Origin of the sequence: Nocardioides sp. NPDC101246 (genome assembly GCF_044767415.1) — a bacterium.
In the GTDB taxonomy this organism is placed as follows: Bacteria; Actinomycetota; Actinomycetes; order Propionibacteriales; family Nocardioidaceae; genus Nocardioides.
Genome location: NZ_JBIWNX010000012.1, coordinates 110,206 through 123,040 on the forward strand (window position 1 = coordinate 110,206; position 12,835 = coordinate 123,040).

General features: G+C 69.2%; 15 protein-coding genes. 8 read left to right on the forward strand and 7 right to left on the reverse strand.

Annotation, left to right across the window (positions count from 1 at the left end; translation table 11 throughout):
- Window positions 1-39: 39 nt before the first annotated feature.
- From ACIRON_RS21645 to ACIRON_RS21655, 3 genes are read right to left on the reverse strand one after another with little or no spacing between them, the layout of a single operon-like run.
- Entirely contained in the window at window positions 40-978 is a 939-nt protein-coding gene (locus tag ACIRON_RS21645) for a nucleoside hydrolase (RefSeq protein ID WP_402995347.1), read from the reverse strand.
- 24 nt (window positions 979-1,002) lie between these two features.
- Window positions 1,003-1,197 carry an acetone carboxylase gene (locus ACIRON_RS21650; RefSeq protein WP_091041080.1) on the reverse strand — a complete coding sequence of 65 codons (195 nt, stop codon included), beginning with the start codon at window positions 1,195-1,197 and terminating at the stop codon, window positions 1,003-1,005.
- Window positions 1,197-1,520, reverse strand: a complete 324-nt coding sequence (locus ACIRON_RS21655; protein ID WP_091041081.1) for a DUF3099 domain-containing protein — start codon at window positions 1,518-1,520, stop codon at window positions 1,197-1,199. Before ACIRON_RS21655 ends, ACIRON_RS21650 begins: the two co-directional genes overlap by 1 nt.
- Before the next feature lie 140 nt (window positions 1,521-1,660).
- Here ACIRON_RS21655 and fabG point away from each other — a divergent pair, with 140 nt between their 5' ends.
- From fabG to ACIRON_RS21670, 3 genes are read left to right on the forward strand one after another with little or no spacing between them, the layout of a single operon-like run.
- Window positions 1,661-2,389 (forward strand): 3-oxoacyl-ACP reductase FabG, encoded by a 729-nt coding sequence (gene fabG / locus ACIRON_RS21660; protein WP_176883516.1) that lies wholly within the window; start codon window positions 1,661-1,663, stop codon window positions 2,387-2,389.
- 2 nt (window positions 2,390-2,391) lie between these two features.
- Window positions 2,392-3,165 (forward strand): enoyl-ACP reductase FabI, encoded by a 774-nt coding sequence (gene fabI, locus ACIRON_RS21665; protein ID WP_402995351.1) that lies wholly within the window; start codon window positions 2,392-2,394, stop codon window positions 3,163-3,165.
- An 18-nt stretch (window positions 3,166-3,183) separates the two neighbouring features.
- On the forward strand, window positions 3,184-3,690 hold the full coding sequence (locus ACIRON_RS21670; RefSeq protein WP_402995353.1) for a SixA phosphatase family protein: 507 nt from the start codon (window positions 3,184-3,186) through the stop codon (window positions 3,688-3,690).
- A gap of 121 nt (window positions 3,691-3,811) precedes the next feature.
- Here ACIRON_RS21670 and serB read toward each other — a convergent pair whose 3' ends face one another.
- Together serB and ACIRON_RS21680 are read right to left on the reverse strand one after the other, a co-directional pair.
- Entirely contained in the window at window positions 3,812-5,056 is a 1,245-nt protein-coding gene (gene serB, locus ACIRON_RS21675) for a phosphoserine phosphatase SerB (protein ID WP_091041087.1), read from the reverse strand.
- A gap of 34 nt (window positions 5,057-5,090) precedes the next feature.
- Window positions 5,091-5,861, reverse strand: a complete 771-nt coding sequence (locus tag ACIRON_RS21680) for a hypothetical protein (protein ID WP_402995356.1) — start codon at window positions 5,859-5,861, stop codon at window positions 5,091-5,093.
- Window positions 5,862-5,914: 53 nt separating this feature from the next.
- Here ACIRON_RS21680 and ACIRON_RS21685 point away from each other — a divergent pair, with 53 nt between their 5' ends.
- From ACIRON_RS21685 to ACIRON_RS21705, 5 genes are all read left to right on the forward strand, one after another.
- Complete coding sequence (locus ACIRON_RS21685) at window positions 5,915-6,712, forward strand: ABC transporter ATP-binding protein (RefSeq protein WP_402995358.1); 798 nt, start codon at window positions 5,915-5,917, stop codon at window positions 6,710-6,712.
- Between the two features lie 69 nt (window positions 6,713-6,781).
- On the forward strand, window positions 6,782-7,243 hold the full coding sequence (locus tag ACIRON_RS21690) for an NfeD family protein (protein ID WP_091041090.1): 462 nt from the start codon (window positions 6,782-6,784) through the stop codon (window positions 7,241-7,243).
- A 47-nt stretch (window positions 7,244-7,290) separates the two neighbouring features.
- Window positions 7,291-8,388: an SPFH domain-containing protein gene (locus tag ACIRON_RS21695; RefSeq protein ID WP_402995360.1), complete on the forward strand. Its 1,098-nt coding sequence runs from the start codon at window positions 7,291-7,293 to the stop codon at window positions 8,386-8,388.
- Window positions 8,389-9,177, forward strand: a complete 789-nt coding sequence (locus ACIRON_RS21700) for a sulfite exporter TauE/SafE family protein (protein ID WP_402995362.1) — start codon at window positions 8,389-8,391, stop codon at window positions 9,175-9,177.
- Between the two features lie 18 nt (window positions 9,178-9,195).
- A complete protein-coding gene (locus ACIRON_RS21705; RefSeq protein WP_402995364.1) occupies window positions 9,196-9,864 on the forward strand; it encodes a nitroreductase family protein in 669 nt (222 codons plus the stop codon).
- A 45-nt stretch (window positions 9,865-9,909) separates the two neighbouring features.
- Here ACIRON_RS21705 and ACIRON_RS21710 read toward each other — a convergent pair whose 3' ends face one another.
- Both ACIRON_RS21710 and ACIRON_RS21715 read right to left on the reverse strand, forming a co-directional pair.
- Window positions 9,910-11,523, reverse strand: a complete 1,614-nt coding sequence (locus ACIRON_RS21710; protein ID WP_402995366.1) for a BCCT family transporter — start codon at window positions 11,521-11,523, stop codon at window positions 9,910-9,912.
- 366 nt (window positions 11,524-11,889) lie between these two features.
- A complete protein-coding gene (locus tag ACIRON_RS21715; protein WP_402995368.1) occupies window positions 11,890-12,831 on the reverse strand; it encodes an alpha/beta hydrolase in 942 nt (313 codons plus the stop codon).
- Between the last annotated feature and the right edge of the window lie 4 nt (window positions 12,832-12,835).

A 12,835-nucleotide genomic window follows, 5' to 3' on the forward strand; every position in this document is an offset into this window, starting at 1 on the left:
CACCGCGTTGACGCCTCGGCCGACGGGAGTGACGCCTCGTCAGCTGCCTACGCGGTCGAGAGCGTCCAGGACGAGGTCCCAGTAGGCAGGTACGTCGAGGGTGATCGCGACCTGGGCGTTGGGTGGCTCGTCGAGGCGGCCGTGCAGGTCGACGACGGTGGCGCCGCGGGTCCAGCGGCCCTCGGTCTCGGCGGCCACGAACGACTTGTGCCAGGTGATCAGGCCGGGGTCGATGAGGGCTGCGATGGTGCAGGGGTCGTGGACCGGGGGAGCGGCGAAGTCGAAGACGTCGGAGTAGGTGCCGCCGAAGAAGCCCATCAGGTCGGCGCACGCCCGGCCGACCGGATGGTCCATGGCCCGCATCCGCGCGACGACGTCGGGAGTGGCCAGCGCCTGGTGGGACAGGTTGAGTCCGACCATCCGGATCGGGAGGCCGCTGGTGAGGACGAGGTCGAGCGCCTCCGGATCGGCGTAGGCGTTGAACTCGGCGGCCGGCGTGGTGTTGCCGCGCTCGGTCGAGCCGCCCATGAAGACGATCTCGGCGATCTTCGGACCGGCCTCGGGATGGTCGCGCAGCAGCAGCGCGATGTTGGTGATCGGGCCGGTGGCGACGACGGTGACGGGGTCCGGGGCGGCCAGGAGGGACGTACGCAGGAACTCGACCGCTCCGGCGGCGACCGGGGGAGCGAGCGGCTCGGGAAGGTCGGGACCGTCGATCCCGGTCGCGCCGTGGATGAAGTCGCCGATGTGGGCGGTGCCGGCCAGGGGCGCGGCAGCCCCCGCGGAGACCGGGATGTCGGGCCGCCCCGCCAGGGCCAGGAGACGCTGGGCGTTGTAGGTCGCCTTCTCGACCCGGCAGTTGCCGAACGTGGTGGTGATCCCGAGCAGGTCGATGCGCGGGCTGCCCAGGGCCAGCAGGATCGCGATGGCATCGTCGTGGCCGGGGTCGCAGTCGAGGAGAACAGGGATCGGGTTCAACGCACGACCTCTCCGGGGGAACAGCTAGTGAGGGACGACGTCCTTGAGGAATCCGCGCGCTCCCAGGAAGTCGCTGAGCGACTCCTTGTGGGTCTCGCACGCGAGCCAGATCTTACGCCGATCGGCCGTGTGGATCTTCGGATTGTTCCACTGCAGCTCCCACGAACCGGGGTCCTGGCAGCCCTTGGCCGAGCACAGGTCGGAGTCGAGCGCGCCCATCAGCTCTCGTCCTTCTCGTTGAGCTGCTGCTCGCGGCCGCTGGAGAGCTGGCGCGGGCCGTAGGGCGAGTCCATCAGGTTCATCTCGTCGCTCTTGGTGTTGGTCGCATTGGCCATGACGACCGCGACGTAGGGCAGGATCAGGGCCGCCACGATCAGGATCGGCCACAGCCAGCCGATACCGGCCAGGCCGGCGATCACGGCACCGATGAAGCACAGCGAGCGGATCGACATCGAGATGGCGTAGCGCTTCTGGCGGATCGCGATGTCCTCGGCGCGGCTACGGCCGGCGGTGGTGATCCTGATCGGTTGTGCCTTGGACATACCGCCAGTCTAGGTCGTGGCCGATGGCATCCGGTCAATGGTGTGGACCCAACAGGGGCGCTCCGATGGACTTTGGATGGTTCTCACAAGCAAATCCAAGACATTGGTCGTACGCCGAAGTAATCGCTACCGTCGCGCCTGTGACTGACAGTGAAAACCCCACAAGCAAGCCGCCTCGCTCGGTGCTTGTCACCGGCGGCAGCCGTGGCATCGGCCGGGCGATCGCCGAGGCCTTCGTGGCCAACGGCGACAACGTGGCCGTGACCTCCCGCAAGGGCGGGGCTCCGGAAGGGGCCCTGGACCTGGTGTGTGACATCACCGACCCGGCCGCCGTCGAGGAGGCGTACGCCGCCGCTGAGGCCGCCCACGGACCCGTCGAGGTCCTCGTCGCCAACGCCGGGATCACGAAGGACACCCTCGTGCTCCGGATGTCGGAGGACGACTTCACCTCGGTGATCGACACCAACCTCACCGCCTCGTTCCGGCTCGCCAAGCGGGCCTCGAAGGGCATGCTGCGGCTGCGCCGCGGGCGGATCATCTTCATCTCCTCGGTCGTCGGGCTGCTGGGCAACCCGGGCCAGGTCAACTACGCGGCGTCGAAGGCCGGGTTGGTCGGCATGGCCCGCTCGCTCGCGCGCGAGCTCGGCTCGCGAGGGATCACCGCCAACGTGGTCGCGCCGGGGTTCGTGGAGACCGAGATGACCGCGGTCCTGACCGATGAGCAGCAGAAGGCGATCACGGACCGGGTGCCGCTGGGGCGCTACGCCTCACCGGACGAGGTGGCCTCGGCCGTGACGTGGTTGGCAGATGCGGGTTATGTGACCGGGGCCGTGATCCCGGTCGACGGCGGACTTGGAATGGGGCACTGATCATGGGTTTGTTGGACGGCAAGACTGTTCTCGTCGCAGGGGTCACGATGGACTCCTCGATCGGCTTCGCGGTGGCCAAGGTCGCCCAGGAGCAGGGCGCCCGCGTCCTGATCTCCAACTTCGGCCGCGCGCTGTCGATCACCAAGCGGATCGCGAAGCGGCTCCCCGAGGAGCCGCCGGTCCTCGACCTCGACGTGACCAACTCCGAGCACCTCGACGGCCTCGCCGACGCGCTCCGGGCCGAGGGTGTCGAGCGGCTCGACGGGGTCGTGCACTCGATCGCGTACGGCAACCCCGAGACGCTCCTCGGCGGCAAGTTCCTCGACGGCCCGTGGGACGACGTCTCTCAGGCGGTCCAGGTCAGCGCCTACTCGCTGAAGTCGCTCGCGATGGCGACCCGGCCGCTGCTGGCCCCGGGCTCCTCGATCGTGGGGCTGACCTTCGACGCGACGATCGCCTGGCCGGCGTACGACTGGATGGGTGTCGCCAAGGCCGCGCTCGAGTCGACCTCGCGCTACCTCGCCCGCGACCTCGGTCCCGACGGGATCCGCTGCAACCTCGTCTCCGCCGGGCCGCTCAAGACGCTCGCCGCCAAGGCCATACCGGGCTTCGAGGAGCTCGACGAGGGCTGGGGCACCCGGGCGCCGCTGGGCTGGGACAACACCGACCAGGGCCCGACCGCGAAGGCCGTCTGCGCGCTGATCTCGGACTTCTTCCCGGCGACCACCGGCGAGATCATCCACGTCGACGGGGGCTATCACTCGCTGGGGGCGTGAGGTCATAGGGTTGCCCGCATGCGGACCCTCGTCATCATGCGGCACGCCAAGGCGGAGTCGTCGGCACCCACCGACTACGAACGGCAGCTGACCGAGCGCGGCCATGCTGACGCCGTCGAGGCGGGGAAGTGGCTGGCCGAGCAGGGCGTGGTCCCGGACTACGCCCTGGTCTCGGCGGCCGACCGCACCACCCAGACCTGGGAGGACGTCGCCGTCGCGGCGTCGTGGGACCTGACGCTGGCCGAGTACGACCAGGGTCTGTACGCCGCCGGCACCTCCACCGCCCTCGACCTCGTCCGGGGCGTCGATGACGGCATCTCGACCGTCATGGTGATCGGGCACAACCCGACCGCGTCCTCGCTCGTGCAGCTCCTCGACGACGGCGAGGGCGACGACGAGGCCGGCAACGAGCTCGCCCTCGGTTTCCCGACGGCCGCCGTCGCCGTACTCACCTACGACGGCGACTGGTCCGAGCTCGACGAGGCCGAGGCCTCCGTCACCGCCTTTCACGTCGGCCGAGCCTGACCGCCGAGGCGTCGCCTACGTCGGCCGAGACGTCACGTACGTCGGCCGAGACGTCACGCGCCTGCCATCTCGGCCGACGCGAGTGACGCCTCGGCCGACGCGGCTGACGCCTCGGCAGGGCTCAGATGAGCGGCGGGGCGGGAGTGACGATGCCGGCTTCGGCGTCGGCGGCCTCGATCTCCTCGCGGGAGATCCCGAGGAGGTACATGATCGTGTCGAGGTAGGGCACGTTGATGGCGGTCCCGGCTGCCGAACGGACCGCGGGCTTGGCGTTGTAGGCGATGCCGAGGCCGGCGGCGGCGAGCATGTCGAGGTCGTTGGCGCCGTCGCCGATGGCGACCGTGGCGGCCTCGGGGATGCCGATCTCGGCGGCGAACTCGCGGAGTGCGCGGGCCTTGCCGGCACGGTCGACGACCTCACCGACGACCTCACCGGTCAGTACGCCGTCGACGATCTCGAGCTCGTTGGCACGGGCGTAGTGGATGCCGAGGTCGGCAGCCAGCCGGTCGGTGATCTGCGAGAACCCGCCCGAGACGATGGCGAAGCGGTAGCCGAGGCGGCGCAGGGTGCGGACCATCGTCCGCGCTCCCGGGTTGAGCTGCAGCCCGGCGTAGACCTCGTCCAACGCGGTCGCGGGGACGCCCTTGAGATACTTCACCCGTCCGCGGAGCGACTCCTCGAAGTCGAGCTCGCCGCGCATGGCCGCCTCGGTGACCGAGGCGACCTCCTTCTCGTAGCCGGCGTGGGCGGCGATCATCTCGATCACCTCGCCGTCGATCAGCGTCGAGTCGACGTCCATCACGATCAGGCGCATGCCGCGGCGGACCAGGTTGGCGGGCTGCACCGCGATGTCGACGCCCTGGGCGGCGGCCTCGGCCGCCAGCGTCACGCGCAGCTCGTCGGGAGAGGCGCCGGAGACGTGCAGGTCGAAGGCGGTGACCGGGTAGCGGGCCAGCCGGATGATCCGGTCGATGTTGCCCCCGGCCGAGGCGATCGTACGGGTCACCGACGCGAGCGCGGCCGCCTTGAGCGGCAGGCCCAGCACCGTCACCCGGGCGCGGTCGGCGGGCTCCCGTGGGGTGTCGCCGACGCCCTCCTCGATCTCGACGGTCATGTCGAGGGCGTGGGCGGTCTCCTCGATCGCGTGCTTGAGCGCTTCGGTGCTCGCCGCGTCGGCCGGCGCGGTCACCAGGAGCCCGAGCACGAGCCGCGCCCGCAGCACGATCTGTTCCAGGTCGACCACGTCGACCCCCGCCAACGCGAGCGTCGCCAGGGTGGCCGAGGTCAGCCCGGGTCGGTCGTTTCCGGCGAGGGTGATCAGCAGAGTGTCGGGACGGCGCTCGAGCGCGTCGAATTCCTCGGTCATCGCTGCACAGGATAGTGGAGCCGGCCCCTGCGTCTCAGTTCGGCGGCCACACCTCGGGCGATCCCGCCGCGGTGAGCGCCCTCCGGGCCGCGCGGTCGAGGCCGACCAGCGCCTCTCGCCGCCGGAGCATCTCCGAGGCGGACACCGCGCCGCCCTCGTCCTCGAGTGCCACCGCGACGATCTCTCTGGCCTGTACGCCACGGGCAGCGAGCTCCACGCACCGCGTCGGCACGCCGGGTGCCCCGGCCAGCGAGGGCCGGTGGCGAAGGTTCATCAGCCGGTCGGCGACCTCGGGCCGCCACCGGGCGACGTCGAGCTCGGCGAGCGCCGTCGCGGACTCGCTCAGCGCGAGCCGCAGCGCACGGTCGGCCTCGCCGACATCGGGCAGCTGACGTCGAGATGCCGCGTACGCCTGCCACTCGAGGACCGCGCCGACCCGGACCGGTACGAGCCCGATGCCGGCGTCGCACACCACCGCCTCACCGGCCTCCATCGCGGCCGAGTTGAAGGCCCGCGGCCCACCCAGCCCGACCGGGTCGCCCTCGGCAGGGAACGCGACCCCGACACCGGTCGCCCCCTCCGTACGCAGCCGTCCCATCCCGCTGACCAGGGTGTCCGCGACCCCCTCGGTGCCACCGAGGCCGAGGGTGGCGAGCCCGCTGACGGTGTGGGTCGCATCGGGCCCGATCACCGCATCGAGCACCAGGTCGGTGACCGCCTCACCGCGCAGCCACGCCGTCACCCACCAGGCCAGCCGCAGCGCCTCGGGAGTGGTCTCCAGCGACTCGGATTCGTCAACGCTCACAGGTGCCTACCCTAACCCCGGGCCGGCCGACCCCTGCCGATAGATTTGCGGCCATGGCAGCCGTGCTGGAGTTCACCGACGTCACCGTACGCCGCGGGGGCAACGCCCTTCTCGACTCTGTGAGCTGGGTGGTCGAAGAGGATGAACGCTGGGTCATCCTCGGCCACAACGGCGCCGGCAAGACCACGCTGCTCCAGACCGCCGCGGCCCAGCTCCACCCCACCTCGGGCGTCGTGAAGGTGCTCGGCGAGCAGATCGGCCGCATCGACGTCTTCGAGCTGCGCCCGCGCATCGGCCTCACCTCAGCGGCGCTCGCCGACCGGATCCCGCGTCACGAGCTCGTCCGCGACGTCGTGGTGAGTGCCTCCTACGGTGTGGTCGGACGCTGGCGCGAGCACTACGACGACCTCGACCACGACCGTGCCCAGGCGCTGCTGATCGAGGTCGGCATCAAGCACCTGGGCGAGCGCCGGTTCGGCACCCTGTCCGAGGGTGAGCGCAAGCGTGTCCAGCTGGCCCGTGCGCTGATGGTCGACCCCGAGATGCTGCTCCTGGACGAGCCCGCCGCCGGGCTCGATCTGGGCGGTCGCGAGGACCTGGTCTCGACGCTGTCGACGCTGGCCTACGACCCCGACAGCCCGGCGACCGTGCTCGTCTCCCACCACGTCGAGGAGATCCCGCCCGGCTTCAGCCACGTGCTGATGATGCGCTCCGGCCGGATCACCGCCCAGGGGCTCATCGAGGACACCCTGACCTCGGCCAACCTGTCCAAGACCTTCGGTATGCCGCTCGAGCTCGAGGAGAGCGAGGGCCGCTTCTGGGCCAAGCGTCGGGCCCGTCACACCCGGTAGGCCGAACGTTAAGAAGTCGGTACCCGAACCTCCCCACAACGTGTGGCCCGTCTGGATAGGGTGACGCCCATGGACTGGCAGGACTGGGACTGGGCGATCTGGACGGCACTCGGAGCGCTGCTCGTCGTCGGAGAGCTCTTCAGCCTCGACCTGATCCTGCTGATGCTCGCCACCGGCGCCTTCGCGGGTGCCTTGACCGGCGCGTTCACCGACAGCTTCGTGATCCAGGCGATCGTCGCGATGGCGGTCTCTGTCTCCATGCTCGCGGTCGTACGCCCGGGGTTGGCCAGGCGGCTCCACAACGGCCCGGAGATCCAGATCGGCGCGCAGAAGCTGATCGGCGTCCAGGCCATCTCGCCCGTCGAGATCAGCGCCCACAAGCCGGGGCAGCTCAAGCTCGAGGGCGAGCTCTGGACCGCTCAGCCCTACGACGAGACGCTCGTGATCGCGGCCGGTACGCCGGTCGAGGTGCTCGAGATCAGAGGAGCGACGGCGTACGTCCATCCTCTTCCGGAGCTCGGGACTCCGTAGCTTCCGGGCAACCTGACGCACAACGAACAGACAAGGACTGATTGGCAATGGGTGGCATCATCCTGGCCCTCCTGGTCATCTTGGCGGTGCTGGTGATCACCACGCTGGCCAAGACGATCAAGATCATCCCGCAGGCGCGGGTCGGCATCGTGGAGCGCTTCGGCAAGTTCCAGTCGAAGCGTGACCCCGGCCTGAACGCGGTGATCCCGTTCGTCGACAAGGTGCGCTACATGATCGACATGCGTGAGCAGGTCGTCGCGTTCGCACCGCAGCCGGTGATCACCGAGGACAACCTGACCGTCTCGATCGACACGGTCATCTACTTCCAGGTCAACGACCCGGTGGCGGCGACGTACGAGATCGCCAACTACATCCAGGCCGTCGAGCAGCTCACCATGACCACCCTGCGCAACATCGTCGGTGGCATGACCCTGGAGGAGACGCTGACCAGCCGCGAGCAGATCAACTCCGGTCTCTCGATCGTCCTGGACGAGGCCACCGGTCGCTGGGGCATCAAGGTCAAGCGCGTCGAGATCAAGTCGATCGACCCGCCCATGTCCATCAAGGACGCGATGGAGAAGCAGATGCGCGCCGACCGCGACAAGCGCGCCGCGATCCTCACCGCCGAGGGTCAGCGCCAGTCCGCGATCCTCTCGGCCGAGGGAAACAAGCAGTCCGCCATCCTCAACGCCGAGGGTCAGCGCGAGTCGCAGATCCTCGCGGCGCAGGCCGACCGGGAGGCCGCGATCCTGCGCGCCCAGGGTGAGGGCCAGGCCATCCAGACCGTCTTCCAGGCGATCCACGACGGCCGCCCCGACCAGTCGCTGCTGGCCTACCAGTACCTGCAGATGATGCCGAAGATCGCCGAGGGCGACGCCAACAAGGTGTGGATCATCCCGAGCGAGATCGGCGCCGCGCTCGAGGGCCTCGGCTCGACGATGAACAGCCTCAAGGGGATCCCGGACGAGGTCGAGGGCCCGGTCAAGCGGGTCGACATGGGCTCGGCCGAGCCGAAGCTCGACCTCGAGCAGTCGGCCGCAGCCGCTGCCGTCCAGGAGGCGCTCGCCGAGGCCAAGCAGGCAGAGGCCCCCAACCGGCCGCAGACACCGAAGACTCCGCTGCCTCCCGCAGAGCCGACCGCCTAAGTGGATCCTCTTCAGTCCGCCCTCATCCTGATCGCCGGGGTGGGGGCGGGCACGATCAATGCCGCCGTCGGTTCCGGGACGCTGATCACCTTCCCGACGCTGCTGGCCTTCGGCGTACCTCCGGTCGTCGCCAACGTGTCCAACACGATCGGCCTGGTGCCGGGCTCGCTGGCCGGCGCCTGGGGCTACCGTCGCGAGCTCGCCGGTCAGCGCGGGCGGATCCTGCGGCTCGGGGTCGCGGCGCTCATCGGCGGCGCGGTCGGCGGGATCCTGCTGCTCGTGTTGCCGCCGGGTGCCTTCGAGGCGATCGTCCCGGTGCTGATCGGGCTCGGCGTGGTCCTGGTGATCACCGGCCCGCGCATCTCCCGCTGGGTGGCCGAGCGGCACGGCGAGGCGCCCGATGACCCTTCGACAAGCTCAGGACACCGCGGCAAGAGCGAGCGCTGGTGGGTCTGGCCGGCGATCGCGATGCTCGGCGTCTACGGCGGCTACTTCGGCGCTGCTCAGGGCGTGCTGATGATCGCCATCATCGGCATCGGAGTGGCCGAGTCGCTGCAGCGGCTCAACGCGCTCAAGAACATCCTGGTCGCCATCACCAACGGCATCTCCGGGCTCATCTTCGCCCTCGTGGCAGATGTCGACTGGAAGATCGCCGCCCTGATCGCCGTCGGCGCCACGATCGGTGGCCTGCTGGGTGCCAGGATCGGCCGCCGGCTGCCGCCCAACGTGCTCCGCGGTGTGATCGTCGTGGTCGGCATCACGGCACTGGTCGCCTTCCTTCTGGGCTGAGTCTGCTGGGATGGAGCCATGGAGCTCTACGAAGCGATGCGGACCACCCATGCCGTACGCGACTTCACCGACGACCCGCTGCCCGACGAGATCCTCGCCAGGATCCTCGACAACGCCCGGTTCGCGCCTTCGGGCGGCAACCGGCAGGGCGCCCACGTCGTGGTCGTACGCAGCCAGGAGACCCGTGAGCGTCTGGTCGAGCTGACGGGGACGGGTGCCCGCAGATACCTCGCGCAGCAGAGGGCGGGGGAGATGCCGTGGAACACGGTGCACCCGACGGCGGTGACCGATGAGCAGATCGCCGCGACCCGGGTGCCGCACGCGATGACCGAGCCGCTGCGTACGGCTCCGGTGGTGCTCGTCTTCCTCGTCGACCTGGGAGTCGTCGCCTCGATCGACTCGGAGCTCGACCGGGTAGGCGTCGTCTCCGGCGCCTCGGTCTATCCGCTGGTGTGGAACACGCTCCTGGCCGCGCGCAACGAGGGGTTCGGTGGCGTGATCACCACGATGGCGGTCGCCGAGGAGCCGGCGCTCCTCGAGCTGCTCGGCGCCCCCGAGGGACATGCCGTCGCCGCGGTGGTCCCGATGGGCAGGCCGGTCAAGCAGCTCACCAGGCTGCGCAGGCAGCCGGTCGAGGAGTTCGTCACCCTGGAGACGTACGCAGGGACGCCGCTGAGAGACGACTGATGGCGGGTCCCGGAGGACCCGCCATCAGATTCAGACCTTCGAGGATCAGGCCTTGTCGGCAGGAACCGCGGTGGCGGTGTCCTCGGCCGAAGCCGGCTCGACGCCGTTGCTGCTGTGGTCGTCCTCGACGACCGCGAGCGCGAAGTCGTCACCGTGCTCGGTGACGCCGGTGATGACCGCCTGCTCGACCGCCTCCGCGGCGTACTGACCTCGCACGATCAGCGGGTCATGGGCCAGGTCGCGCTGTAGCGAGACCGCCAGGCCGACCATGATCACCGTGAACGGCAGCGCCGCCACGATCGTGATCGTCTGCAGACCGGAGAGTGCGTCCGCGCCACCGGCGATCAGACCCAGGATGGCCACGACACCGGTCGCGACACCCCAGAAGACCACTGTCGGCCGGCCGGGCTCCTCGGTGCCGCGCTCGGAGAGGGTGCCCATCACGATCGAGGCCGCGTCGGCGCCGGAGACGAAGAAGATCGCCACCAGGGCCATGACCAGGATGCTCATCACCGTAGCCAGCGGGAACTGGTCGAGGGTGGTGAACAGCTGCGACTCGACCCCGCCGAGACCGGCGATGTCGACGGTGCCGTCACGCTGCAGGTCGATGGCGGTGCCACCCATGATGCAGAACCAGATCACGCTGACGACGCTCGGGACGAGGAGCACGCCGGCGACGAACTGCCGGATGGTGCGCCCACGCGAGATCCGCGCGATGAACATGCCGACGAACGGCGTCCAGGAGATCCACCAGGCCCAGTAGAAGACGGTCCAGGAACCGAGCCAGGCCGAGGTCTCCTCGCCGCCGACGCCGGTGCGGGCCGACATCTGCGCGAGGTCGCCGATGTAGGTGCCGAGCGAGGTCGGGATCAGATCGAGGATGAAGACCGTCGGGCCGACCACGAACAGGAACAGCGCCAGCAGGAACGCCAGCACCATGTTGATGTTGGAGAGCCACTGGATGCCCTTGGCCACGCCCGAGACCGCGGAGATGACGAAGCAGACCGTCAGGACAGCGATGATCCCGATCAGGACGTTGTTGCCGACCTCGCCGAGCCCGGCCACGATCTGCAGGCCGCTCTCGATCTGGATCGCGCCCGTGCCGAGCGAGGTGGCCGAGCCGAAGAGGGTCGCGAAGATCGCGAAGATGTCGATCGCCTTGCCCGTCGGGCCTTCCACGGTCTTCTTGCCGAGCAACGGCGTGAAGGCCGCGGAGATCAGGCTGACGCGGCCCTTGCGGTAGGCGCCGTAGCCGATCGCCAGACCCACGACCGCGTAGATCGCCCAGGGATGCAGCGTCCAGTGGAACATCGTGGTCGCCATCGCGTGCTGGATGGCTTCGGGGTTGCCCGCCTCGCCGGTGCCCGGAGGCGGCGTGACGAAGTGCGAGATCGGTTCGCTGACGCCGTAGAACATCAGACCGATGCCCATTCCGGCGCTGAACATCATCGCGATCCAGGACGCCGTGTTGAACTCCGGCTTCTCGTCGTCGCGGCCCAAGGGGATGTTGCCGTACTTGCTGACGGCGAGCCAGATGATGTAGATGACGAAGCCGCTGGCGGTCAGGACGAAGAACCAGCCGGCCTTGTCCAGCACCCAGGCGAGGGCGTCGCCGGCGACCTTGCTCAAGCCATCGGTGTTGATGAAGCCCCAGGCCATGAACGCGATGGCGATGGCCGCCGCGACGCCGAAGACTACCCAGTCGATTCCCTTGCGTTGGTCCTGTTCGCTCGAGATCGGCAGGTCCAGCGCAGGGTGGGGAACGACTTCGCCCGTGGGGGATTTGATGAGACCAGTTGCGTTGTGATGGTCGGAATTTTTCGGACTGTCTGTCTTCTTCTCAGAAGTCACACTGTTGTCCTTCCGGTTGGGTTCGGGACCACAGCACCCTAACGCGCACCGACTTTGCTTTACGTTCACCGGGGGGGCGGCGACCGGGTGATTGACAACGAGAACTGGCCCGACTGTGTCGGGCCAGTTCATGGGTTGTTCTGGATCTGAGGGGACCGGAATACCCCTACGGGGTCAGACGCCGTAGGCGGCCAGCCAGTGCTCGATCTCGGCGTAGGCCTGCTTGCGGACCTCGGAGCGCGACAGGATCACGTCGTGCTTCGCTCCGGGGACCGCGACGTAGGTGACATGGCTGCCGATGGCCGTCGACCAGCGGCGGATCTGGCGCACGTCGAGCACGATGTCGGTCGAGTGGACGAGCTCGCCCATCGCCTTCGGCTTGCTGGAGCGGTCGGAGGAGAGCACCAGTACGGGCGCCTTCACGTCCAGGCCACGGTGGAGCCGGGCGTGGCCGTCGCGGATCGCCTTGAGCCAGCCGAGCCGGATCGGGTAGGAGCCGACCGGCTTGAGGCCGAGGTCGAACTCCCACTCGCCGTCGTGCTCGACGTGGAGCGACATGGTGTAGAAGCCGCTGACGTCGCGGCCGAGCTCGCGCATCGGGGCGCGGTGGCCGACCCGGCGCACCACCGGGCTGGCGACCTCGCGCAGCAGGAACGAGCCCTGCAGGTCGAGCCACGGCGAGTTGAGCACCATCCCGGCCAGGGCGTCGGGCTGCCGGTCGTCGGCCCACAGCGAGACGGTCAGCCCGCCGGTGGAGTGGGCGCTGAGCATGACGTGCGAGTGACCGTCACGCTCGGTGATCCGCTCCCAGGCGGCGTCGATCTCGTCGAAGTACTCGACGAGATCACCGACGTACGTCCCCGACTGGTGCTCACGCAGCGAGCGACCGTACTTGCGCAGGTCGAGGCCGTAGAAGTCGTAGCCGCGGGCGGTCCACCACTCGGCGTACTCCTTCTGGAAGAAGTAGTCGGAGAAGCCGTGGACGTAGAGGACGGCGCCCTTGGCGTCGCCGTCGGCCGGCCGCTTGACCAGCGTGGCCACGACCGTGCCCTCGAAGTCGTCCGCGAGCTCGATGGTCTCCACGGTGTAGGGCTCACCGAGTACGTCGATCGTCATGAAC